The sequence below is a fragment of the Pseudomonas sp. LS1212 genome, from assembly GCF_024741815.1.
Taxonomy (GTDB): Bacteria; Pseudomonadota; Gammaproteobacteria; order Pseudomonadales; family Pseudomonadaceae; genus Aquipseudomonas.
In genome coordinates this window covers 4,714,445-4,737,291 of the sequence record NZ_CP102951.1, presented here as the reverse complement: position 1 = coordinate 4,737,291, position 22,847 = coordinate 4,714,445, and the positions used below count along the sequence as shown (strand labels likewise).

Below are 22,847 nucleotides of genomic sequence, written 5' to 3'. Positions count from 1 at the left end.
GTTTGGGCAGGGTTTCGACAAAAAATTTCACCTGCAAGCCTTGTAATTGGATTGCGCGACCTCATGTATGGGTCACCGCAAGGTTTCTGGTCCCGCATCAGACATAACTTCCGCGGCCCGCCTCGCGAGCTGCGACCGGCACCGCCGGATGTATCAACCTGCCGGTACCGACACCGGCCGATGAAAACTACAATTAGGAGAGATCGACAATGAAGCTTCGTCCTCTGCATGATCGCGTCGTTATCCGTCGCAGCGAAGAAGAATCCAAAACCGCTGGCGGTATCGTTCTGCCAGGTTCGGCCGCTGAAAAACCTAACCGTGGCGAAATCGTCGCTGTAGGTGCCGGCCGCGTGCTGGACAACGGTGAAGTACGTGCGCTGGCCGTGAAAGTGGGTGACAAGGTCGTGTTTGGCCCTTATTCGGGCAGCAACACTGTGAAAGTTGACGGCGAAGACCTGCTGGTGATGAGCGAGAACGAAATCCTCGCTGTCATCGAAGGCTGATAACCGCTGGTTTCCCGTTACTAAAAAGTATTTAAGGAAAAACGATCATGGCTGCTAAAGAAGTTAAATTCGGCGATTCCGCCCGCAAGAAAATGCTCTCCGGTGTCAACGTACTGGCTGACGCGGTAAAAGCGACCCTGGGCCCGAAAGGTCGTAACGTGATCATCGAGAAGAGCTTCGGCGCTCCGACCATCACCAAGGACGGCGTTTCCGTTGCCAAAGAAATCGAGCTGAAAGATCGCTTCGAAAACATGGGCGCGCAGCTGGTCAAAGACGTTGCCTCCCGTGCCAACGATGACGCAGGCGACGGTACCACCACCGCTACCGTGCTGGCTCAATCGATCGTCAACGAAGGCCTGAAAGCCGTCGCTGCCGGCATGAACCCGATGGACCTCAAGCGTGGTATCGACAAGGCGACCATCGCCATCGTCAAAGAGCTTAAGCTTCTGTCCAAGCCATGCGCTGACTCCAAGGCCATTGCCCAGGTCGGTACCATCTCTGCCAACTCCGACAACTCCATCGGCGACATCATTGCCGAAGCCATGGAAAAAGTCGGTAAAGAAGGCGTGATCACCGTTGAAGAAGGCTCGGGCCTGGAAAACGAACTGTCGGTCGTTGAAGGCATGCAGTTCGACCGCGGCTACCTGTCCCCTTACTTCGTCAACAAGCCAGACACCATGGTCGCCGAGCTCGACGGCCCGCTGATCCTGCTGGTCGACAAGAAGATCTCCAACATCCGCGAAATGCTGCCAGTGCTCGAAGCCGTTGCCAAGGCCGGCCGCCCACTGCTGATCGTGGCTGAAGACGTCGAAGGCGAAGCCCTGGCGACTCTGGTTGTGAACAACATGCGTGGCATCGTCAAGGTTGCAGCCGTCAAGGCTCCAGGCTTCGGCGACCGTCGCAAGGCCATGCTGCAGGACATCGCCGTTCTGACCGGCGGTACCGTTGTCTCCGAAGAGATCGGCCTGAGCCTGGAAAGCACCACCCTGGAACACCTGGGCAACGCCAAGCGCGTCATCCTGTCCAAAGAAAACACCACCATCATCGACGGTGCTGGCGTTGAAGCGGACATCCAGGCTCGCGTGACCCAGATCCGTCAGCAAGTGGCCGACACTTCGTCCGACTACGACCGTGAAAAACTGCAAGAGCGTCTGGCCAAGCTGTCCGGCGGCGTTGCTGTGATCAAGGTTGGCGCTGGTTCCGAAGTTGAAATGAAAGAGAAGAAAGCCCGCGTTGAAGACGCCCTGCACGCTACCCGTGCAGCCGTTGAAGAAGGCGTGGTACCTGGCGGTGGCGTGGCACTGGTTCGCGCTCTGCAAGCCATCTCCGAACTGAAAGGCGACAACGCCGATCAGGACGTGGGTATCGCTCTGCTGCGTCGTGCTGTTGAAGCACCTCTGCGCCAGATCGTTGCCAACTCCGGCGACGAGCCGAGCGTAGTGATCGAGAAGGTCAAGCAAGGTGCCGGCAACTATGGCTACAACGCTGCCACAGGCGAGTACGGCGACATGATCGAAATGGGTATCCTGGACCCGGCCAAAGTGACCCGTTCGGCACTGCAGGCTGCTTCCTCGATCGCCAGCCTGATGATCACCACCGAAGCCATGATCGCCGAGATCAAGGACGACGCACCAGCTGGCGGCGGCATGCCAGACATGGGCGGCATGGGTGGCATGGGCGGCATGATGTAAGCCAGCCTTACCCGCTGCATAAAAAGAACCCCGCCTGGTGCGGGGTTTTTTTATGTCTGCTTTAATTTTCTGGGCGTGACCGAGACCACTATTTTCGTCGAAGTCGATCCAGCACAGCTACAAAACAGAAGACCAACAAAGCGGTAATAACTACAGAAAACACACAGAGACCAAGAAAATAATAGTTATCCCAGTTATCTCCTTGTATAACGCCTGTGTACTTGGAAATAATTTCGTAAAACGTAATTTCTGGGAAAGTCAAAAAAGAGATCGTCAAGACAATTGTGAATATCACGAACTCCAAAATCCATAAGATCGCATATTTTGTAGCTCGCATTAGTATACCTGTACCGTACCAAAGGCTTTTAATGTGGCTGTAGGGTTGAAAGTCGCGGTCTTCAATAATGCTTCACGTAAAATCATAAAATCAGAAAGGCGAGGGAGTGTTATACATCCCTCGCTTACACCTTTATATCCGGCTGGATGTAATCGGAAATGTCCACGTTCTACGCTCTCTATAAATGTTAGGTCATCTATGTTTGAGTCTTGTCGATACAGAGGAAACCATATACTCCGATCTGATCCAGATACGAGAGACGCGAAGGAATCTCGAATGCCGGTTACTAGCCCGCCACGTCCTCTCGTAACAATATAGTAGTTGCCGGGAGGGAGCGGCCCGATACTTGGAGTTGCTACGGCATTGGGGTCATTCCGGCTGCTATCCATCCCTGAGTAGGCGGGAAAAAATCCCACCCCAGGGCACGACAGATTCGATAAAGCGCCTCCGTTCAAATGGAACGTACATCTGATCATCTTTCGTCCCAACTGTCTGAAAAAATGATATTACCGTCGCAGTGCTTCCATGTTATTTTCTCGTATCGGAGTTCCACAACTTCGAGGTGGTTATGCTTTTCCATCGCAGGATTTTTACAGTCGTGCATCATGGGGCAAATAGATATGACTTTTACGTTTTCTAAAAACATATTGAAATATTATTGTTCTTGCCCCGTATGATTGATGCTATACCATTTTATTTCTACTGACTTTAGCGTCTGCCCCTTTGCTACTGCCTTATAGAGATATGGGCTAGAGGAATCAAATTCTTTTTCAAATGTCAGAGGGGCATGAATGCGAGTGCCTGTGATTTTTCCTGTCATATTATCTGTCGGAAGGTGTAGCCCATGCCCGAACCCGAGCACTTCTACACTTCCCTCCCGGCCGGTAACATCTACAGATCCTTTAATGTCTGCTCCGCCATCATCCTTCAACCATAAATATGCAGGAATAGCCATTCTGAAAGTCCTTTTCTAATGAGGTTCCCGATTTATATTATCACCCTATAAAAATTGAACGCAATGGGCTTTGCGTAGATTGTATGTAATGTATCTCCTATGCCTGAATGCCTGCCAATTGGGCATAACTATCGCTGCGCTGTGCCCAAAGGGCTTCGCCCTCTGCTGTTCCGAATGGAATTGAGGGGAGCAATGTTCTTTGAGTTCGTTTAGGTCTGGTCGCATAGATCGAAATAAATTGTTTAAATGTAAGGCGCCCGAAATCCTTGTAGGATTTGTAGGATTTGTAGGATTTGTAGGATTTGTAGGATTTGTAGGATTTGTAGGATTTGTAGGATTTGTAGGATTTGTAGGATTTGTAGGATTTGTAGGATTTGTAGGATTTGTAGGATTTGTAGGGTATGACAGGGACTCATTTATCCACATCGATCATGAGCTGCAGAGCAGGGAGGCGAGGGAGGGCGTGCCGAATTAATAAAATGGAAAGGCGACGAGGCTATCGAAAGGCTGCTCTACAATATAAGGCTTCAAGTGCAGGCAAATAACAATGAATAAAGTCTCACAGGGTCCTCAGTGTCCAAAGATGACATACATGATGGAAATTCCTGTAGGAAAGGGACGAGGGCGGCGTTCCAATTGCCCTTGATCGAGCGCCACTAAATGCATCGCTGATACAGTTGCGCCAACCGAATCATACCGGTACCCTTTGAATGTCGCTGCCAATTCAGTGACCGGTTTTGACAGACCGAACCTCCAGACGCATAGCGTCCCGTCCCTCGAACAGCAGACGCTTTTTTTTGCGTCCGCTATTTGTGCAATGGCGGCTGTGCGTGGGGCACCCTCGGGTGCGCCGGGATCCTGGAGACCGGTCTGTCAACCCGCGTACAGCTGCCACCCAACCTGTTTGACAGCGGGTCGTGGCAGTTCCAATTCTCCAGGAGCTGAACCATGTTAAAAATTACCCCAGATCCACCCCCAAGCCGCATCATCACCCACACCGCCGAAAAAGCCTTCGGTCCGCTGGACAGCAACAACCGTCCACTCTTCACCGTCCGCGAAGGCATTCCCGTCGAAGATGCGTTAGTGCAAGTAGCGATGTTGCTCGACTGTGCAGACGCCATTGGCTGGGCTGCTGCCGAACACCTTGAGCTCAACGACAAGGCGCTGGCGTTGACGATCATTCAAAATGTGGGATCGGCGCGGGCGCTGATCGAAGCCTTGCTCGATAGCGTGAGGGCTTAACACCACCTCAGCTCCTCATTCCCGCGTTACGTGGGAACGAGGAGGCTGGTCGGATTATGATTGCACTGAAATTGCGTCGGGCTCGGTCACTTTTTCTGCTGCCTTGTTTCTATACAAGACTGCGTAATACGACCCCAGGCTGATCAACCAGCAAAAGACCGCCGTCCAGACGTTGTGCGAGAAAAAATGTGCGCCTTGCAGCATGCGTCCGATGGAAAATACGGTGCCTAGCGCAAACGCAAAAATCAACGCCGCGCGGGCCAGGCGTGGCCGGCGATCGCGCAGCACGAAAAACAGTGCAAACAAGCTGAAGCCAGTAGCGGCATGACCGCCGGGCCAGCAACGGCCAGGCTTATCGGTTGGCGGCCGTGGGCTGAGCAGTTCGCTGTAGGTCTCCTTGCCGCCAAACTCACTCAGACTCCACGGGCACTGTACGGCAGTGACCGCCTTGAGAGGCGTGACGAAACCGGTGGCGAGCGCCATCGACAACACCAGGCAACCCAGCTCTCGGCGGTAGGGCTTGAGCCGACCCAGCATGAAACTGGAAATGAATACGGCGATTGCGAGCACTGACAATGCGATGACCACCTGTTTGGCGCGATCGTGCAGGATGGTTTCGAGGAAGTAACTGTGCTTGCCGATAAACGCTCCGGCAGTGGAATCGTAGGCCAGTCTGGCCAGGTCCATGTCTAATGAGGTCAGTTCCAGCAGGATTAGCGTAATCGCTCCGAGCAGGGGAATACCGAGGCAGAGCCACAAATTGAGCGGTTGAGAGTAAGGTCGGGTAACGGATGGCGGCATGAAAGGTCCGCAATGAATGAAACTGTGTTGGCGTAAAGCCCCCAATATTGTGCCCGGCATGCCACAGCTTGTCTGTGAGCCGGGGGTAAAAAAGAATGATATGGGACCGGACGCCTTGAACGTCCTGTACCTGTATCGAAGTTCGCCTTAAGCTGCGCCTGCCTTGAGGGCTAAATGCTGCGGACGGAGAAAGTGCCCATGCGAATTCTATTGGTTGAAGACAACCGCGATATTCTGGCCAACCTGGCAGATTACCTGGGCCTCAAGGGCTATACCGTCGATTGTGCCCAGGATGGTTTGTCCGGGCTGCACCTGGCCGCTACCGAACATTACGACCTGATCGTGCTCGATATCATGTTGCCCGGTATCGACGGCTATACCCTGTGCAAGCGCTTGCGCGAAGATGCACGGCGTGACACGCCGGTCATCATGCTCACCGCCCGCGACCAGTTGGACGACCGCTTGCAGGGCTTTCGTTCCGGTGCCGACGACTACTTGCTCAAACCTTTCGCGCTGTCCGAATTGGCCGCACGCATCGAAGCCGTCTTGCGGCGTGCCCAGGGCGGTGGTCGGCGTAGCCTGCAGGTAGGCGACCTGAGCTATGACCTCGATACCCTCGAAGTGTCCCGGGACGGGCGTCTGCTCAAGCTCAATCCGGTCGGCTTGAAGTTGCTGGCCGTCCTGATGCAGAAAAGCCCCCATGTGTTGCGCCGCGAAGTGCTTGAAGAAGCCTTGTGGGGCGACGACTGCCCGGACAGCGACAGCTTGCGCAGTCATGTGCACCAGTTGCGCCAAGTCATCGACAAGCCATTCGACAAACCCTTGTTGCATACCGTGCACGGCGTCGGTTATCGCTTGGCCGAGGGCCGCGATGGAGTTTAAACAAAGCCTTGCCCAGCGGATCATCATTGCCTTTGCCTTGATGAGTGCTTTGGTCGCCGGCGCCTTTGCGGTGGGGATTGTCGCCACCGTCCACCTGGTCGAGGAAAAACTGATTTCCGCAGGCCTGGGCGGCGACCTGCAGGGGTTGCTGTTGATGGACAGCGTCGGTGACTGGAGCCATCGTCCCAAGCCCGGGCAGCTGTTCTACTTCAGTGGCGGCAGAGGCGATTTCGACTTGCCGAAGGACCTGCGTCACTTGACCCCTGGTTTTCATGAAGTATTCCGCGACCGACTTTCGTACCACGCCATGGTCGAAGTGGTCGATGGTCGCCATTATGTGCTGCTGCAGGACCAGAGTGATTTCGAAGAGCGCGAGCGCGTCTTGTTCGCGGTGGTGGTGGTAGGCTTCATCCTCAGCCTGGCATTGGCGGTATTTCTCGGCTGGGTCCTGGCGCGGCGGGTCATGGCGCCGGTGGTACGCTTGAGCCAGCAAGTGCGCCACCGCGATCAGTTGCTGGGGCTGGCGCCGCCACTGGCGCCGGACTATGCAGCCGACGAGGTCGGTGAACTGGCGGTGGCGTTCGACGCCACCCTGGGGCGTCTGCGCGATGCCTTGAACCGGGAGCGGTTGTTCACCAGCGATGTCAGTCACGAGTTGCGCACGCCGTTGATGGTACTGGCCAGTTCCTGCGAACTGCTGCTGGAAAACCCGCAACTCGATCAGCGCGCTCGCTTGCAGGTCGAGCGGATTGCCCGGGCCTGCGAAGAAATGCGCGAGCTGGTGCAGACATTCCTCATGCTTGCCCGGGCCCAGCATGATGAGGTCGACATGGCCTCTCATTCAACGCTGAACGAGATCGCCGACGAACTGCTCGCGTTGTGGCGCGAGCCCATCGAGAAAAAAGGCTTGCGGTTGATTTTCCAACCGGGCCTGACCTCGGACGCACGCTATAACACGACGTTCCTGCAGGCTGTCATGGGCAACCTGCTGCGCAATGCGGCCCACTATACCGACAAGGGCTTTATCCGATTGGACATCGAGCCCCAGGGTTTCACCGTCGAAGACAGCGGGGTGGGGATCCCCGAGGAAAAACGCGAAGCCATGTTCCAGCCATTCGTTCGCGGCAATGAAAAGCGTGGAGAGGGATTGGGGTTGGGTCTGTCGCTGGTGCAGCGGATCTGTGATGACCAGGGTTGGACTGTCACGCTGTCACCGATGGCGCCCCATGGTTGTCGTTTCCAAGTGGTGTTGGCGAAGGCGTGAGTCGGGCCTGAAACATGGCCCCGAGCCACTGTCCTGACCCCGTCAAACCTGGAAACATTTCGCCAATGGCGTGACGATTTTTTCACATATGCATGACCTGACGATGACGTCTGCCTGATTAAGGTAGCGGGCAATGATTCAGGAGATGCATCGTGAGTAGCCCCATCAAGCTCGAATTTTCCAACAAGTACGACCAGCAACATGCTCGGGAGTATTTGCGCAAGCATCAGGACGGCCTGTCGCGCAAGCTATCCCATCGACGTGACGAACAACTGGCAAGGCGTGCCCTGGAGTTGGCCGGTGAGCCTGGTTTGGTACTCGACCTGCCCTGCGGTGCGGGGCGTTTCTGGCCTTTGCTGGCAGAAAAAGCCAACCGGGTGATCATCGGCGCAGACAACTCGGCCGACATGCTGGAGATTGCCTGCAAGTCGCAACCGCCCGAAATCGTCGAACGGGTACGACCCTTGCAAACATCTGCCTTTGCGATTGATTTGCCAGACAACGCGGTGGATAGCATTTTCTCCATGCGCCTGATGCACCACATCGGTGAGGCGGCGCATCGGATGACATTATTGAAGGAATTCCATCGGGTTACCCGCGACAGTGTGATTGTTTCTCTCTGGGTGGATGGCAACTTCAAGGCCTGGAGACGCAAAAAACTGGAGCGGCGCCGCGGTCAGGGCGTTGGGCAGGAAAGTTACCAGAATCGTTTTGTGTTACCTGCAGCTACTGTCGAGAAGGAGTTCGTACAAGCCGGTTTCCAGATCCAGGAACGATTGGATTTTTTACCGCTCTACGCCATGTGGCGAGTGTACTTGTTGCGTAAGGGGTAAAACGGGAATGGCTGTACATTTTGCAGGCGGGTCTGCGGGCGAAAGTCGCTTCGACTATTTCTGGCGCCAGCGTGGTGAATGGGTTGAAGAGCCCAATCAGCGTCGGGGTGGGGAAAGCGGCGTGCAAAGACTGCGCAGCGATGATGGCCAGTTGCTCTATGCCAAGCGTCAGATCGGGCACATCTACCGCACCGTGCTGCATCCGTTCGGTCGTCCCACGGTATTGCGCGAGCGCGATGCCTTGTTGGGGTTCCAGGCATTGAACGTGCGGGTGCCGGATATGGTTTTCTGTGGCGTCGCGCACGACGCCGATCATCAATGGCGTGGCTTGCTGGTGACCGCCGCGCTGGATGATTTCGAAGAGATCGATGACTTTTATGCCGGTGGCGGTCGTGAGCGCCATGGCGAGGCCGTGCACGACCAGATACTCAAGGACCTGGCCGAGAACCTGGCGCGCATGCACCGGGGGCATTGGCAGCATGGCTGCCTGTACAGCAAGCACGTTTTCGTTCGGGTTGTTGGCGAAGGGGAGGCGGCGCGCGCCGAAGTCGCCCTGCTGGACCTGGAAAAATGCCGACGCCGCATCAGCCGCCAGCGTGCCGCACGCAACGACCTCAAGCAATTGCGTCGCCATTCGTCTTGGAGCCAGGCAGACTGGAAAAAGCTGCTCTATTTTTATCAGAAGGTGTTTGGCGGCGCTGTCAAAGGTTTAGAGCAATGAAACTAGAAATAGCTAGAGGTCTGTTTCTGCTCGCAGCGTTGGCTGTCGCGACTGCAGCCCTCGCGGCCTGGGAAGAGCCCGGGCCTGTCGTACTGAGCGCTGAGCAGGGGGCCGGTCATTGCCCTCTGCCACGCGCAGCCAAGGTCCAGGTGGCGGTCAAACCTGATCAGGATCTGTTGCTGCTGATGTTTGGACTCACTCAAGGGATGAGGCCGCAAGGCTGAGACAAGCCTGCGCTGGAACCTGAAAAGCCTCGTCAATGACGAGGCTTTTTGCGTTATGGCGTCAAGGCCGGCTGGGTAACGACGGGGGCATCGGGCTTGGCCAGCAGGGTATAGACGCATGGCAGCACGAACAGGGTGAACAGGGTACCCACGGACATGCCTGTGGCGATCACTGTGCCGATGTCGAAGCGGCTGACAGCCCCGGCACCGGTGGCGATAATCAGCGGCACCATCCCGAACACCATGGCCGCAGTCGTCATCAACACCGGGCGCAGCCGGATTGCAGCGGCTTCTTCGACCGCCTCGCGCGGCGAAAGGCCTTTCTGGTGGCGCAGTTGATTGGCGAACTCGACGATCAGGATGCCATGCTTGCTGATCAAGCCGATGAGCGTGACCAGGCCGACCTGGGTGTAGATGTTCATGCTCGAAAGGCCCAGGAACAGTGGGATCAATGCGCCGCAAATCGATAGCGGCACCGTCACCAATATCACCAGCGGGTCGCGGAAGCTTTCGAATTGCGCCGCCAGCACCAGGAAGATAATGGCCAGGGCCAGGCCGAAGGTTACCCACAACGCACTGCCTTCCTGAACGAACTGGCGTGCAGTACCGGCGTAATCGAAGGCAAAACCGGCCGGCGCCTCTTCGGCGGCGATGCTGCGCACGGTTTCGATCGCCTCGCCCATGCTGACCTTCGGCACACCCTGGATAATCGCTGAGTTGAGCTGCTGGAACTGGTTCAGTTGGCGCGGCCTGGCCCGGTCGCTGACCGTGATCAGCGTCGACAGCGGCAGCATTTCGTTGTTGTTGTTGCGTACGTAGTAATGGCTCAGCCAGCCCGGATTGTCGCGGAAGGGCTGCTCGACCTGGGCGATCACCTTGTAGCTGCGCCCTTCGATGGTGAACCGGTTGATTTCGGCCTCGCCGAGCAGGGTGGCCAGGGTGCCGCCGAGGGCATCCATGGATACGCCCATTTGCGCGGCCTTGGCCCGGTCGATATCCACTACCACCTCAGGCTTGTCGAAGGCCAGGTCGATGTCGAGAAAAGCGAATTTGCCCGAAGCCTCGGCGCGGGCCTTGATCCGTTCGGCGACCTCGAGCAACGACTCGTAGTCGTTCGGCGTGTTGATCACGAACGCGAAGGGCATGCCTTCGCCGGTCCCGGGCAACGACGGCAGGTTGAAGCCGAATATTTGCAGGCCGCTGATGCTGTCGAGTTTGGCCTGAACCTGTGGCAACAGTTCCATTTGCGTGCGCCCACGCTCGTCCCAGGGTTTGAGCAGGAAACCGCCGATGCCTGACTGCACGCCGTTGAAACCGTTGATCTGGAACGAGGAGTAGTACTCCGGGAACTCCTTGAAGATCGTGGTGAATTCATCGGTGTAAGCGCTCAGGTAATCCAGGTTGGTCGGCTGCGGTGCGGTTGCCATCATGAAGATGACGCCCTGGTCTTCGTCCGGGGCCAGTTCCGAGCGGGTGAACATCAACAGCACCGGAATCAGGCAGAGCACCAGCGCTGCAAACACCAGTACTACCGGACGAGTATTGAGGGTGCCGTGGAGGATGTGCTGGTAGCGAAGCTTGAGCCGCTCGAAAAGCATGTCGAGCCGATGCGCCAGCCCGCTCGGGTTCTCCTCATGACGAAGGAGCAGGGCGCACATCATCGGCGACAGGGTCAGCGCCACGATGCCGGAGATCACCACGGCACCGGCCAGGGTCAGGGCGAACTCCTTGAACAGTGCCCCGGTCAGGCCCTCGAGAAAACCGATGGGCGCGTAGACCGCCGCCAGGGTGATGGTCATCGACACCACCGGCATGGCGATCTCCCGTGCGCCTTCCAGAGCAGCGTCCAGCGGCGTCTTGCCTTCTTCGATATGCCGGTGGATGTTCTCCACCACGACAATCGCATCGTCGACCACCAGGCCGATCGCCAGCACCATGGCCAGCAGCGTGAGCAGGTTGATCGAATAACCCATTATCTGCATGAAAAACAGCACGCCGATCATCGACAGCGGAATGGTCACCACCGGGATCAGCACCGAGCGCAATGCACCCAGGAACAGGAAGACAACGACGATGACGATGAGTACCGCCTCGATCAGGGTCTTGACCACTTCGTTGATCGAGGCCCGGATGAACAGCGTGGCATCGTAGGCAATCGACGCCTTCAGGTTCGGCGGCAGCTGAGCTACCAGCTCGGGCATGATCTGCCGCACTTCCTTGATCACATCCAGCGGGTTGGCGCCCGGGGTGCCCTTGATGCCGATATACACCGACGGGATGCCGTCGAACGAGCTGACGGTGTCGTAGTTTTCCGCACCCATCTGTACCCGCGCCACGTCGCCGAGCAGCACGCGGCTGTCACCGACGGTCTTGAGCGGGATCGCGGCGAAGGCTTCGGCCGACTTCAATTCGGTATTGGCGTTGATGCTGGTGACAATGTATTCGCCCTTTACCTCGCCGGCGGCGGACAGGAAGTTATAGCGACGCACGGCGTCATTGACGTCGTTGGCGCTCAGGCCGTAACCGGCCAATTTGACCGGGTCGAGCCAGATACGCATGGCGAACACCTGGTTGCCGAGAATCTCGGCCTCGGCCATGCCCGGCAAGGTAGCGAGCTTGGGCTGGATGACCCTGGAGAGATAGTCGGTGATCTGCGGGTTGCTCAGGTCGCTGCTGTAGAAACTCATGTACATCAGCGCCGAGGCGTCAGCCGCTTCCTTGCTCAGCACCGGGTCTTCGGCGTCCTGTGGCAGCTTGTTCTTGACCTCGTTGGCCTTGGCCAGCAGCTCGGTGAACAAACGGTCGCTGTCCCCGCCGATGCGGGCATAGATCGAGATCACCGAGAAGTTCTGGCGACTGACCGAGGTCATGTAGTCGATGCCTTCGGCGCTGGCCAGGCTTTGCTGCATCGGTTGAGTGATGTAGCCCTGGATGGTTTCAGCGTTGGCGCCGGGGTACGCAGTGGTGACCGTGATCAGGGCATTTTCCATTTGCGGATACTGGCGGATGGTCAGCTTGTTGTAGGCCTGAAAGCCCAGCAGGACGATCAACAGGCTGATGACGGTGGCCAGTACCGGACGGCGGATGAACGGATCTGTAAAAGCCATGGGGAGGTCCTTGATCAGTCAGCGCGCGGGCCGGCTGTTCTGCTCGGCTTGAATGGTCTTGTCGGGACTGATGGCAATCACGGCGCCCTGGGTGAGCTTGAGCTGGCCGGCAGTGACCACTTGCTCACCACTTTTGAGGCCTTTGCTGATCACAACCATGCCGTCCCGGCGCTCGCCGGTCTCGACGAAGCGGCGCTCGGCGATCAGCGTGGGTTGGCCGGCCGCATCCAGCTGGGGTTGACCGTCCTCGGCCTTCTTCTGCGCGACCACGTACACCGAATTACCGTAAAGGGTGTAGGTGATGGCGCTTTCGGGGACCACGACTTCGTTCCTTGGATTGGGCAGCACCACCTGCAGGTTGGCAAACATGCCTGGTAGCAGCTTGCCGTCCGGGTTGGCCAGAGTGGCGCGTACCATCACGTTGCGGGTGGTGTCTTCGACCTTGGGGTTGATCGCACTGATGCTGCCTTCGAAATCCTGTCCCGGGTAGGCGGCAACGCTGACCAGCACTTTTTGCCCGAGCGCCAGTTTCGGAATGGATTGCTCCGGTACAAAGAAATCGGCGTAGAGGCTGCTCAGGTCCTGCAGCGTCGCGATGACCGTGCCACTGGCCAGGTAGTCGCCGACATCGACCTGGCGGATGCCGATGGTTCCGGAGAAGGGCGCAACGATGCTTTTCTTGGCCAGTGAAGCCTTGAGTTGGGCGACGATAGCCTTGATCCTGGCCAACTGCGCGGTGAGACGGTCGAACTCGCCCTTGGAGATCGCCTGGCTGCCGACCAGCTGGCTGCCACGCCCGTAATCGACCTGGGCCAGGCCCAGGTCGGCCAGCGCAGTGCCAAGTAAGGCGGTTTCCACATCGCTGTCGAGTTGCAGCAGGGGTTGGCCGAGTTTGACCTTCTGCCCTGACTCGAACTGTACGGCCTTGACCGTGCCGGCGACTTCGAGGCTCAGGTTGATGCCCTGCAGGGCCTTGAGACTGCCCACGGCGGGCAGGCGATTCTGCCAGGCGCGTTCGGTGGCCGGGGCGGCCGCCACGCTGATGGGCGGCTTGGGCACGGAAAACTGCTGGGCTTGCTGGTAGATGGAAAAGGCTTTGTAACTCCCCAGTACCAGCACGATCAGCAAGACAACACCTAACATGATCAGCATGCGACGGCGCAGCATATTTCCAGTTCCTTGGAAGTCGGTTCTAAGCAGGCGCGCAAGGCGCGACATTCCCGAATATTACTCGTTTAATGACGGCCGAGAAGTCCGTTTCCCAGCGTGTATTTCAAACCAGATGAAGATGGTTGTCCCAGAGCCCTGCCGGCAACTCCAACGGTTTGGCCAGCAGCGCTTTCTGCCGGCAATCGTAGAAGCGGCAGCGGCCCTGGCCAGACGTCACGACAAAGCCATCCTTCACTGCGCCGACTCCGGCACAATCGGGCAGTGGCGCATCCAGACGCACTGAAGCAGTGTCCAGATCCCAGATGAAAAAGCGATTGGCCCTTGGCGCGGTCAACGCCACCAGCCGCAGTTCACTGTGGATGGCCACGCTGGCGGTGTAGTGATTCATGGCCTGCAGTTGCTGGTCGGCGACCGGGAAGGGCTGGAAAGCTTCGCCGGGGCGTTTGATCGCCAGCAACTCGGCAGTTTCATGCGCATCGCCCATGAACTGTTGGCCGGCGACCACGGTACCGTCGTTGGCCACGGCCAGATGGCGCACGCTGTTCATCTGCTGTTTTAGGGTTTCCTTGCTCAGCAAAGTTCCATCGCGCCGCATCAGCACCAGGCTCGGCTGCATGGCATCCAGGTTCATTTCCACGCGGCTTTCGGCTTCGGTGCGGATACCGCCGTTGGCCACCACCAGGGTTTCACCGTCGGGCAGCCAGGACACCTGATGCGGCCCGATGCCGTGGGTACTGATTTCGCCGCTGTAGCTCAGCCGCTCACCCTCGAACCGGTAGACGCCGAGCACGCCACGGCCAGGTTCGGTGGTGTCGTTCTCGGTGGCGTACAGCCACTGGCCGTGCTTGTGGATCACGGCATGGCCATAGAAGTGCCGATTGGGCTGCGAGGCAACTGTCTGCAGCAACCGACCGTCACGCAGGTCGATCAGGTAGCTTTCGGTGCCGGGCCGCCTGGCGACGAACAATGCGATCGGCTGTTCGGGGTGATTGATGATGTCATGGCAACGCTGGCCAACCCGGGTGGCGAACACCTGCGTGCCGTCCAGGCGGTAGCCGACGGCGTAGTGCTGGCCGTCACTGTCGTCCCGGGCCGAGAGCAGCAGGGGGCTGCTGTCCTTGCCGCGAAAGAGGGTCCAGCCACCCAGTGTGACGGCACTCAGCAGCACGCTACCGAGAGCGAGGGCCTGGCGTCGGAGCATGATCAATCACCATCGTTCGCATTGAAACCAAGCTGAATCCCGAGTGCCTTGGCCAGTTCGCCCTCGTGCAGGCGATGGACGACATTGAGGCTGTCGTAGATTTCGTTGAGCTGCTGGCGGCCGGCTTCGTCGTTCAGCAGGTCGGTAAGCGTGCGCTGGTTGTCGTGGAACAGCTTCAGTGACGCGGTATAGGCGGCATCGATCTTGTCGGCCAAAGGTTTCTGCTCTTTGGGCAGCAAGCCACGCAGCCCTTTGTCATCGACACCGACCCAGACGGTTTGCGCCGCGGTCAGGCTGGCTTCCAGGCTCTTGAGCGAAGACTGGCTGCGCCAGGCGTCCGCCTGGTACGGCTGGGCAACCCCCTTGCTTTGACGGCCCATTGGCGTGCCGAGCTTTTTCTTCAGCGTATCGAGTGCAGTGACCTGGGCCCGCAGCAAATCGGCAATGGCCTCATGGGAGTCGGCGTAGCGCTGGTTGGGGAACTTGGTCATCTGCGCGAGCACGCCGTCGTTGCTGTTCCAGCGCTCGAGGATCTCTTCGGCCAACGTCTTCTGGCGTTCGCCGATGGCAATCAGCAGCGGGCAGTAACGGGCTTTTTGCGCGCTGTCGGCCATGTCGATCCTGCTGTCGAAGAGGATGTACTCATAGGCGGACAGGCCTTGCACCACTACGCTGGACTTGGCCAGGGACGCGGCATCGGTCGGTTTGTCGCTGCTGACCAATTGCTCGACCTGACGGCCGACCAGGTTCTTCTTGTCCGGCCAGAACTGTACCTGCCAGGCGCGGTTGCCTTCGGCCAATGGGCCGATCAGCAGGGGCTGCAACTCGGCCCAGGCTTTTTGCGCATGGAGGAAGTCGGCACGGGCCGTCTCCAGGCTTGCCTTGCCTTCGCAGAATGCCAGGGCGCTGACCGCCAGTTGCCGATCGGCTTCGACCCAGCGGCTGTAGGTCGGCAGGATCACCTGCTTGGCGATTGCGGCGCAGGTCACGGCCTGAGGGTCCTGCGGCGAGCAGGCACCCAGCACAAGGGCAGCAAGGCTGGTGAGTAACAGCTTGGGGCGGAACATGTCCGGCTCCTTTCTCTAGAGTGAGTTCAAGAACGCCAGCAGCTCAGCGCGCTGCTCGGCATCGAAAGTCAGTACATGTCGTTGTGCCGCCTGCGCTTCGCCGCCATGCCAGAGCACGGCTTCGAGGAGGTTGCGGGCACGGCCGTCATGGAGAAACTGAGTGTGGCCACTGACCGTTTCGGTCAGGCCGATGCCCCACAACGGCGGGGTTCGCCAGTCTTGACCACTGGCCAGGAATTCTGTGCGGTTGTCTGCCAGGCCCGGGCCCATGTCGTGCAGGAGCAAATCGCTGTAGGGGCGAATCAGCTGATTGGCCTGTTCCGGCTCGGCGGTGTCCACCGCGGTAGTGAACTGCGGGGTATGACAGCTCTGGCAACCGGCCTGGTAGAACAGGTTCTTGCCGGCCAGTACCTGGGCCGAATCGATATCCTTGCGCACCGGCACAGCGATATTGCGGGTGTAGAACAGCACCAGTCGCAGGATGTTGTCGCTGACTTCCGGTTCACCCTGCGGGCCATTGCCGTTGGGTGCGGCCAGGCAGGCGGTCTGGGCCCAGCTGCAATCATCGACAGTGCGCAGCCTGGTAGTGAGCCCCAGGTCACCGGAAAAGGCGTGGACGTTCTGTTGATTGAGGGTCGGCTGGCCGGCTTTCCAGCCGAAGCGGCCGAGCACCGTCTTGCTCTGGGCGTCGTCCCAGACCCGGTTGGCGCGGCCCTTGATGCCATCGCCATTGCGATCATCAGGGTCGGCATTGGCGAGGATGGCGGCCTCTGGAATCGCTTCGAGCAGGCCCAGGCCGATCATCGGCGGGGCGACGCGGGCAGAGAAACGGGTGTTGGGGTGCATCGGGCCATAGCCGAGCCGCGTGATCTGCAACTGTGGCCGGCGCAGCTCGACCTGGGTGCCGTCCTTGAACGTCACTGTCTGTGGCGTGTAGCCGACCCGCACCTTGCCTTCGGGAGCGACGCCCGGCACGGCCATGTCCTGCAACTGCCCTCCGTAGACAGGTTCGGGTACGACGCCCATTTGCTTGATGGCCTGGGCGTAGGCGGGCTCATTGGGGATCGACAGGCGCACCAGCATGGACGTGGCGTTGGCCGAGTGGGCCGTGGGTGGATGACCGCGGCCGTCCTTGATGTGGCAGTTCTCGCAGGTGTTGCTATTGAACAGCGGGCCCAGGCCATCACGTGCGGTGGTGGTCGCCGGAGCGATCACCCAGGGATTGTGGAAGAAGCTGTCGCCGACATTGAAGTTCAGGCGCCCCTCCAGCGAGAGGTTGGCCGAGGGCATGGAAAAGGCCTTGCGGTCACGCTTGTCGAACGTGGAACTGCCCCCCGCAAGCGCCTCACCTGGCTCGGCCTGGGTAAAACGCGGGGCATCATCACAGGCTGTCAGGCCCAGGGCCAACAGTAGCGCAAACAAGCGAAAAGGCAGCGAGGACATTGAAAATCCTGAATGGGCGAGCAAATTCGGGCGTGCAAGCTTAGCAGGCTTGGGGTTTTTTGAATAAGAGGGATTTGCGTTTGTGTGGCGGGCATAAAAAAGGCGACCCGAAGGCCGCCTTTTCAGGACACTGCTGATCAGAACTCGTGATCGGCATTGTCCGGGTTCAGGTCGGTGATTCCCAGTTTGCCCGCAGCCTGCTCGATCGAGCCGGTCTGCTTGACCAGCGAGGCGATGGCATCACGCACGATCTGATTGCCGGCCGTGTTGCCTGCGGCGATCAGTTGGTCGTAGTGCTCACCTTTTTTGGCGTGATCGACGATTACCTGCATCTTGGCTTCGGTAGCTTCCAGATCGGCCTTCAAGGCGGTGTCGGCAGCCGAGTCGATTTTCGCCACCAGGGAGGACAGGCTGGCGCCGGTCATCCTGGTGCCGTCGACGCGGGTGTATTCGCCCAGGTAGACGTTACGAATGCCCTTGGCATCGTAGAACTGCGAATAGTGGGTGTTGTCGCTGAAGCAATCGTGTTCGTCTTCCGGAGAGTTGGCTTCCAGGGAGACTTTCATGCGCTCGCCGGCCAGTTCGCCGAGCGACAGGCTGCCCATGCCGAACAGCATTTTGCGCAGGCCGGCTTCAGCCGGTTCCTTTTCCAGGGTGGCGCGATAGTTGTCAGCTACGTTCGGCTTCCAGTTGCCGACCATCTCTTCCAGGTCGTTGACCAGCAGTTGGGTCACGGCCTTGAGGTAGGCACGGCGACGGTCGTTGTGACCACCGGTGGCGCCGGCGCCTTCCAGGTAGTCCGAGGCAGGACGAGCGCCGGCGCCCGGGCCGGTACCGTTCAGGTCCTGGCCCCACAGCAGGAATTCGATGGCGTGGTAGCCAGTGGCGACGTTGGCTTCGGAGCCGCCCAGCTCATTGAGGCTGGCCAGTTTTTCCGGGGTGATCTCTTTGACGTCGACCTTGTCTTCACCGACCTGCACTTGCGTGTTGGCGATGATGTTGGCAGTAGCGCCAGGGTTGCCCAGGGCGTGCTCGTAGCTCTTGTCGACGTAGTCGATCAAGCCTTCGTCCAGCGGCCAGGCGTTGAGCTGACCTTCCCAGTCGTCGACGATGGTGTTGCCGAAACGGAATACTTCGCTCTGCAGGTAAGGTGCGCGCGCGGCAACCCAGGCGGCCTTGGCGGCTTTCAGGGTGTTGTCGTTCGGCTTGGCCAGGAACGCGTCGATAGCGGTCTGCAGGGTTTTCGCGGTGGAGTGCGCATCGCTGTAAACGGCAAAGACGATGTCGGCATAGTGTGCGACAACGGCCTTGGCCGCCGCTTCGTCGAGTGCGCCGGTCGCCGGGGTGGCAGCGGACGTGCTGGCGGCCGGGGTTGGTGCTTGCGCGGCAGCATCCTTGTCCTTGCTATCGCCACAGCCGGCGAGTGAAATGGCAATGGCCAGCAGACTGGCGGTGGCCAGAGGCATACGAATCATGGCGAAATCCTGCGTCGAGAGATTGAACAGGTGTGCTTGCACACGCGAAACAGCAACATAATGCGAAAGATATGCATTTTCTGTAAAGAGGTAGTGTCGTAAATCTTTGTGTGGGTGGCGCGGTGTCGGTCGTGGATTTGCGGCGCAGGGCGGCGATAGGTCAGATCAAAGAGGCCCTGCTGCGCTCTGCCTGCCTGAGGAAGGCGCTCAATTCGCGGGTCTGCAGTGGCTTGCTGTAGAGGTAGCCCTGACCTTCATGGCAGCCCTCGGAAATGATGTAGGCCTCTTGTTCCAGGGTTTCCACGCCTTCAGCGATCACTTGCATGCCCAGGCTTTTGCCGAGCTGGATGATGGCCCGCACGATAGTGGCATCGTCGTCATCGTCGATCAGGTCCTGGACGAAGCTCTTGTCGATCTTGATTTTGTCCAGTGGCAGCGACTTGAGGTAGCTCAAGGAGGAATAGCCGGTGCCGAAGTCATCGATGGCAATCAGCGCACCGGAACGCCGCAGGCTAAGCAGATGCTGGGCAGCGGTGCTGATGTCTTCCATCAGGCCGGTCTCGGTGACCTCAAGTTCCAGGCTGCGTGGCGGCAGGCGATAGACCTGCAACAGATTGTTGACCACCCGTGGCAGTTCGCTGTGGTGCAATTGCACCGTGGACAGGTTGACCGCCATGCGCAGTTCGCTGAACCCCTGGTCATGCCATTCGCGCAGTTGCCGGCAGGCCTGGTCGAGCACCCATTCGCCGATGGCGATGATGCTGCCATTCTGCTCGGCCAGTGGAATGAACTGGTCCGGCGGGACCATGCCGAGCTCGGGATGTTGCCAGCGAATCAAGGCTTCGACACCGACCACGCGATGATCGCGATAACTGATCTGTGGCTGATAGACCAGGTATAGCTGGTTGCGATTCAAGGCCTCTCGCAGGTCCTTTTCCAGCTCGCGGCGGCGGCGCATTTCACTGTCGACGCTGGCGATATAGAACTGATAGCGGTTGCGCGAACGGGTCTTGGCCAGGGTCATGGTCTGTTCGGCTTTTTGCAGCAGCTTCTCGGTGCTGTCGCCATCTTCCGGGAACAGGGTGATGCCGATGGTGGCCCGCAGGCGGATTTCCTGATGATCGAGTGCGAAGGGCGCTTCCAGGTCATCGAGGATGCTTTGGGCAAGTTCTGCGGCTTCGTAGGGCTGCTCGATGTCGGCCTGGACCAGCGCGAACTGGTCGCCGCCCAATCTTGCCAATGCCCCAAGGCGCCCGCTGTGGGCGCGCAGCCGATCGGCCAGGGCCAGCAGCAGTTGATCGCCGGTCTGGTAGCTGAATTGCTCGTTGATACCCTTGAAGTCATCCAGGCCCACGCAGAGCACGGCCACGCGTCGCTGCAGGCGGCCGGCATCGATCAGGATCTTGTCCAGTTGTTGCTGCAGTTGCTGGCGGTTTGGCAACCCGGTGAGGAAATCGTACTGGGCCATGCGTAGCAGGCTGTTTTCAGCCTCATGGCGCAAGTGCGTATTGCGTTCGATGGAGGCCAGCAACTGATTGGCGGTATTGATCCAGATGCCCAGTTCGTTCTTTTCATGCCCCTTGAGCAAGGGTAACTGGTGCTGGCTGGGGCGGTCCGGGTTGATTTGAGTGAGATGTTCGATGATTTTCGACAAGGGCTTGGTCAGTAGCCAGTGATAGACCAGGTAGAGCACCAGGGCCATGGCCAGGGCCCGCAGCACCCCGGAAATGAAAATGATCACCGAGCTGACGATAAAGTCCTGGCCATAGGTGGCGGTGTCGAGGGTGATGCTCAGGTCGCCGTAGTATTCGCTGTACGGGCCGCGTCCGACCAATTGAGTGGTATAGGTGCGTTCTTCACCCAGAATCAGGTCGGTCAGCCAACGGGTCGACAACTGCAGGGGGGCGCGGGATTTTTCCGCGAGCATGGTTTCATTGGGGTGGCCAATGGAGGCCATGCGGACGGCCTCGTCCTGGAACAGGCCTTCGATGACCTGCATGCCCATTTCCCGGTCCAGGCTGTAGACCGCCTGGGTCGAAGGGTCGCGAAACATGTCGAGGATGCGTTCGGCATCATTGGCAACGGCCTGACGGGTTTTATACGCATCAAACACGATTTGTGCACAACTGAGCACCACGCCGACCACCAGTGCCGAAAGCAGCACGACCCTGAGCAACTTAACCGACAAGCTGTTTTTGAGTTCCAGCTTCAAAGGGGTATTCCTTAATCCATGCTCGTAGCGTCAAGTTGCCAGCAGTATTGGCAATCCCGTGTTGTCAGTCAAAGGGACAATCAAGCATAGGAAGGCTCGCCCGCCGCCTGCGCGAAATGCAGGTTTCTCCTTCCTGTACTGTGTCGGTCGTTCATCCCTTCTACTTGAGCGCTGTTCAACAATTATCCTGAATGGTTGATGTTAGCGTGATATCGCGCCGCGGCAAGGGCCAGGGCCGGTGGTACTGTCGAAAAAAAACCCGGCCAGGCCGGGTTTTTTTGTTTAGCTTCGCTTAGGCGACGAAGTTCTTGCCTTCGAACTGCTCAGCGACGAATTTCCAGTTCACCAGGTTCCAGAAAGCTTCTACATACTTCGGACGCAGGTTGCGGTAGTCGATGTAGTAGGCGTGCTCCCAGACGTCGCAAGTCAGCAGCGGAGTGTCGCCGCTGGTCAGCGGGTTGCCGGCGCCGATGGTGCTGGCCAGGGCCAGGGAACCGTCAGCTTTTTTCACCAGCCAGCCCCAACCGGAACCGAAGGTGCCGATCGAGGTTTTGCTGAACTCATCCTTGAACTTGTCGAAGGAACCGAATGCAGCATTGATGGCTTCAGCCAGGGCACCGGTAGGTTGGCCGCCAGCGTTTGGCGCCATGCAGTTCCAGTAGAAGGTGTGGTTCCAGACCTGAGCGGCGTTGTTGAAGATGCCGCCCGAGGAAGTCTTGACGATTTCTTCCAGAGTCTTGCCTTCGAACTCGGTGCCTGGCACCAGGTTGTTCAGGTTCACGACATAGGTGTTGTGGTGCTTGTCGTGGTGATATTCCAAGGTTTCCTTGGAGATGTGCGGCTGCAGGGCATCGTGAGCGTAAGGCAGCGGCGGCAATTCAAAAGCCATGGTAATTCTCCTAATCAGGTCAGGTGCGGTGAGCGCAAGGCCGATCACGGGCGGCCGGATATGCGACGGAGAGTCTGTACTCTTTGCGCCGCAGGGTCTGGATCATAGCACCGGGGCACAGGCATAACCACGCAACAACTGTGTGGAAAAGAGGTTCCAGAGCCTTTGCAGTTGGCGGATGAATGGGCTATCAGTTCAGAATCAGCTGTGCCGCCACGCTGAACATCATGACCGCCACCATCAGGTCGAGCAGCCGCCAGGTGCCGGGACGGGCCAGCCAGGGAGCCAGCCAGGCGGCACCCAGCGCCAGGGTGAAGAACCACAGCAGCGAGGCGCTCGCCGCACCGAACACATACGCGCCCGGTACGCTTTGCTGGGCGCCGAGCGAGCCGATCAACAGCACCGTATCGAGATACACGTGGGGGTTGAGCAGCGTCACCGCCAGCGCACTGAGCAGCACCGCGCGCCGGGATTTCTGGCCCTGGCCTTCGCCCTGTTGCAGGCTCTGCCTGGAGCAGGCCCGCCGCAGCGCGAGGCTGCCATACCAGATCAAAAAGACCGCGCCGCCCCAGCGTGCGACCGCCAGCAACGTCGGGTTCTTGGCCAAAATCGTGGCCAGGCCGAACACACCGAGGGCAACCAGTACCGCATCGCAGAACACACACAATGCCGCGACCGGCAGGTGATGTTCACGACGCAGGCTTTGCGCCAGCACGAACGCATTCTGCGTGCCGATTGCCATGATCAGGCCGAAGGCCACCAACAGGCCGTTGAGGTAGCTTTGCCACATGTGAGGTCGCTCCGGTAACGCAGGCGCAGCGAGGGTCGTG

Annotated in this window: 20 protein-coding genes and 1 pseudogene; 9 read left to right on the top strand and 12 right to left on the bottom strand. The window is 58.7% G+C overall.

What is annotated here, in order from left to right:
* The first annotated feature begins 209 nt into the window (after positions 1 to 209).
* Positions 210 to 503 carry a co-chaperone GroES gene (locus NVV94_RS22030; RefSeq protein ID WP_258444462.1) on the top strand — a complete coding sequence of 98 codons (294 nt, stop codon included), beginning with the start codon at positions 210 to 212 and terminating at the stop codon, positions 501 to 503.
* A 47-nt stretch (positions 504 to 550) separates the two neighbouring features.
* Positions 551 to 2,194 carry a chaperonin GroEL gene (gene groL / locus NVV94_RS22025; RefSeq protein ID WP_258444461.1) on the top strand — a complete coding sequence of 548 codons (1,644 nt, stop codon included), beginning with the start codon at positions 551 to 553 and terminating at the stop codon, positions 2,192 to 2,194.
* 336 nt (positions 2,195 to 2,530) lie between these two features.
* On the opposite strand, the gene NVV94_RS27030 is transcribed toward groL, so the two are convergent.
* The gene (locus NVV94_RS27030) at positions 2,531 to 2,920 is read right to left on the bottom strand and encodes a DUF2778 domain-containing protein (protein WP_408733523.1); all 390 of its coding nucleotides are present in this window, start codon (positions 2,918 to 2,920) and stop codon (positions 2,531 to 2,533) included.
* 83 nt (positions 2,921 to 3,003) lie between these two features.
* Positions 3,004 to 3,486 (bottom strand): annotated as a pseudogene (locus tag NVV94_RS22020) (Hcp family type VI secretion system effector).
* Positions 3,487 to 3,724: 238 nt separating this feature from the next.
* On the opposite strand from NVV94_RS22020, the gene NVV94_RS22015 reads away from it, so the two are divergent.
* Positions 3,725 to 3,961: a hypothetical protein gene (locus NVV94_RS22015; protein ID WP_258444460.1), complete on the top strand. Its 237-nt coding sequence runs from the start codon at positions 3,725 to 3,727 to the stop codon at positions 3,959 to 3,961.
* 473 nt (positions 3,962 to 4,434) lie between these two features.
* Entirely contained in the window at positions 4,435 to 4,728 is a 294-nt protein-coding gene (locus tag NVV94_RS22010) for a DUF6124 family protein (RefSeq protein WP_258444459.1), read from the top strand.
* Between the two features lie 54 nt (positions 4,729 to 4,782).
* Here the strand turns inward: NVV94_RS22010 and NVV94_RS22005 are convergent, their stop codons facing one another.
* The gene (locus tag NVV94_RS22005; RefSeq protein ID WP_258444458.1) at positions 4,783 to 5,529 is read right to left on the bottom strand and encodes a phosphatase PAP2 family protein; all 747 of its coding nucleotides are present in this window, start codon (positions 5,527 to 5,529) and stop codon (positions 4,783 to 4,785) included.
* A gap of 198 nt (positions 5,530 to 5,727) precedes the next feature.
* Between NVV94_RS22005 and colR the strand changes: the two genes are divergently transcribed.
* From colR to NVV94_RS21980, 5 genes are all read left to right on the top strand, one after another.
* Complete coding sequence (gene colR / locus NVV94_RS22000; RefSeq protein ID WP_258444457.1) at positions 5,728 to 6,411, top strand: two-component system response regulator ColR; 684 nt, start codon at positions 5,728 to 5,730, stop codon at positions 6,409 to 6,411.
* Positions 6,401 to 7,675 carry a HAMP domain-containing sensor histidine kinase gene (locus NVV94_RS21995; protein WP_258444456.1) on the top strand — a complete coding sequence of 425 codons (1,275 nt, stop codon included), beginning with the start codon at positions 6,401 to 6,403 and terminating at the stop codon, positions 7,673 to 7,675. Before colR ends, NVV94_RS21995 begins: the two co-directional genes overlap by 11 nt.
* 152 nt (positions 7,676 to 7,827) lie before the next feature.
* On the top strand, positions 7,828 to 8,508 hold the full coding sequence (locus NVV94_RS21990) for a class I SAM-dependent methyltransferase (RefSeq protein WP_258444455.1): 681 nt from the start codon (positions 7,828 to 7,830) through the stop codon (positions 8,506 to 8,508).
* A gap of 7 nt (positions 8,509 to 8,515) precedes the next feature.
* Positions 8,516 to 9,229, top strand: coding sequence for a lipopolysaccharide kinase InaA family protein (locus NVV94_RS21985; protein WP_258444454.1), 714 nt, complete (start codon positions 8,516 to 8,518; stop codon positions 9,227 to 9,229).
* Positions 9,226 to 9,453, top strand: coding sequence for a hypothetical protein (locus NVV94_RS21980; protein WP_258444453.1), 228 nt, complete (start codon positions 9,226 to 9,228; stop codon positions 9,451 to 9,453). The genes NVV94_RS21985 and NVV94_RS21980 overlap by 4 nt, the downstream gene beginning before the upstream one ends.
* Before the next feature lie 53 nt (positions 9,454 to 9,506).
* On the opposite strand, the gene NVV94_RS21975 is transcribed toward NVV94_RS21980, so the two are convergent.
* The 9 genes from NVV94_RS21975 to NVV94_RS21935 all read right to left on the bottom strand — a co-directional run bounded on the left by NVV94_RS21975 (position 9,507) and on the right by NVV94_RS21935 (position 22,807).
* Positions 9,507 to 12,560, bottom strand: coding sequence for a multidrug efflux RND transporter permease subunit (locus NVV94_RS21975; RefSeq protein WP_258444452.1), 3,054 nt, complete (start codon positions 12,558 to 12,560; stop codon positions 9,507 to 9,509).
* Positions 12,561 to 12,578: 18 nt separating this feature from the next.
* The gene (locus tag NVV94_RS21970) at positions 12,579 to 13,727 is read right to left on the bottom strand and encodes an efflux RND transporter periplasmic adaptor subunit (RefSeq protein WP_258444451.1); all 1,149 of its coding nucleotides are present in this window, start codon (positions 13,725 to 13,727) and stop codon (positions 12,579 to 12,581) included.
* A 106-nt stretch (positions 13,728 to 13,833) separates the two neighbouring features.
* Positions 13,834 to 14,931: a DUF1513 domain-containing protein gene (locus NVV94_RS21965; protein WP_258444450.1), complete on the bottom strand. Its 1,098-nt coding sequence runs from the start codon at positions 14,929 to 14,931 to the stop codon at positions 13,834 to 13,836.
* Between the two features lie 2 nt (positions 14,932 to 14,933).
* Positions 14,934 to 15,998 carry an imelysin family protein gene (locus tag NVV94_RS21960; protein ID WP_258444449.1) on the bottom strand — a complete coding sequence of 355 codons (1,065 nt, stop codon included), beginning with the start codon at positions 15,996 to 15,998 and terminating at the stop codon, positions 14,934 to 14,936.
* A 15-nt stretch (positions 15,999 to 16,013) separates the two neighbouring features.
* Positions 16,014 to 17,441: a di-heme oxidoredictase family protein gene (locus NVV94_RS21955; RefSeq protein ID WP_258444448.1), complete on the bottom strand. Its 1,428-nt coding sequence runs from the start codon at positions 17,439 to 17,441 to the stop codon at positions 16,014 to 16,016.
* Positions 17,442 to 17,578: 137 nt separating this feature from the next.
* Positions 17,579 to 18,916, bottom strand: coding sequence for an imelysin family protein (locus NVV94_RS21950; RefSeq protein ID WP_258444447.1), 1,338 nt, complete (start codon positions 18,914 to 18,916; stop codon positions 17,579 to 17,581).
* Between the two features lie 160 nt (positions 18,917 to 19,076).
* The gene (locus tag NVV94_RS21945; RefSeq protein ID WP_258444446.1) at positions 19,077 to 21,128 is read right to left on the bottom strand and encodes a bifunctional diguanylate cyclase/phosphodiesterase; all 2,052 of its coding nucleotides are present in this window, start codon (positions 21,126 to 21,128) and stop codon (positions 19,077 to 19,079) included.
* 292 nt (positions 21,129 to 21,420) lie between these two features.
* Positions 21,421 to 22,017, bottom strand: coding sequence for a superoxide dismutase (locus tag NVV94_RS21940; protein ID WP_258444445.1), 597 nt, complete (start codon positions 22,015 to 22,017; stop codon positions 21,421 to 21,423).
* Between the two features lie 190 nt (positions 22,018 to 22,207).
* Positions 22,208 to 22,807 carry a LysE/ArgO family amino acid transporter gene (locus tag NVV94_RS21935; protein ID WP_258444444.1) on the bottom strand — a complete coding sequence of 200 codons (600 nt, stop codon included), beginning with the start codon at positions 22,805 to 22,807 and terminating at the stop codon, positions 22,208 to 22,210.
* Positions 22,808 to 22,847: the final 40 nt, after the last annotated feature.

Coding starts and splice junctions, on each gene's coding strand:
- NVV94_RS22030 (WP_258444462.1), top strand. CDS start 210: ATGAAGCTTCGTCCTCTGCATGATCGCGTCGTTATCCGTCGCAGCGAA.
- groL (WP_258444461.1), top strand. CDS start 551: ATGGCTGCTAAAGAAGTTAAATTCGGCGATTCCGCCCGCAAGAAAATG.
- NVV94_RS27030 (WP_408733523.1), bottom strand. CDS start 2,920: ATGGATAGCAGCCGGAATGACCCCAATGCCGTAGCAACTCCAAGTATC.
- NVV94_RS22010 (WP_258444459.1), top strand. CDS start 4,435: ATGTTAAAAATTACCCCAGATCCACCCCCAAGCCGCATCATCACCCAC.
- NVV94_RS22005 (WP_258444458.1), bottom strand. CDS start 5,529: ATGCCGCCATCCGTTACCCGACCTTACTCTCAACCGCTCAATTTGTGG.
- colR (WP_258444457.1), top strand. CDS start 5,728: ATGCGAATTCTATTGGTTGAAGACAACCGCGATATTCTGGCCAACCTG.
- NVV94_RS21995 (WP_258444456.1), top strand. CDS start 6,401: ATGGAGTTTAAACAAAGCCTTGCCCAGCGGATCATCATTGCCTTTGCC.
- NVV94_RS21985 (WP_258444454.1), top strand. CDS start 8,516: ATGGCTGTACATTTTGCAGGCGGGTCTGCGGGCGAAAGTCGCTTCGAC.
- NVV94_RS21980 (WP_258444453.1), top strand. CDS start 9,226: ATGAAACTAGAAATAGCTAGAGGTCTGTTTCTGCTCGCAGCGTTGGCT.
- NVV94_RS21975 (WP_258444452.1), bottom strand. CDS start 12,560: ATGGCTTTTACAGATCCGTTCATCCGCCGTCCGGTACTGGCCACCGTC.
- NVV94_RS21970 (WP_258444451.1), bottom strand. CDS start 13,727: ATGCTGCGCCGTCGCATGCTGATCATGTTAGGTGTTGTCTTGCTGATC.
- NVV94_RS21965 (WP_258444450.1), bottom strand. CDS start 14,931: ATGCTCCGACGCCAGGCCCTCGCTCTCGGTAGCGTGCTGCTGAGTGCC.
- NVV94_RS21960 (WP_258444449.1), bottom strand. CDS start 15,998: ATGTTCCGCCCCAAGCTGTTACTCACCAGCCTTGCTGCCCTTGTGCTG.
- NVV94_RS21955 (WP_258444448.1), bottom strand. CDS start 17,441: ATGTCCTCGCTGCCTTTTCGCTTGTTTGCGCTACTGTTGGCCCTGGGC.
- NVV94_RS21950 (WP_258444447.1), bottom strand. CDS start 18,916: ATGATTCGTATGCCTCTGGCCACCGCCAGTCTGCTGGCCATTGCCATT.
- NVV94_RS21940 (WP_258444445.1), bottom strand. CDS start 22,017: ATGGCTTTTGAATTGCCGCCGCTGCCTTACGCTCACGATGCCCTGCAG.
- NVV94_RS21935 (WP_258444444.1), bottom strand. CDS start 22,807: ATGTGGCAAAGCTACCTCAACGGCCTGTTGGTGGCCTTCGGCCTGATC.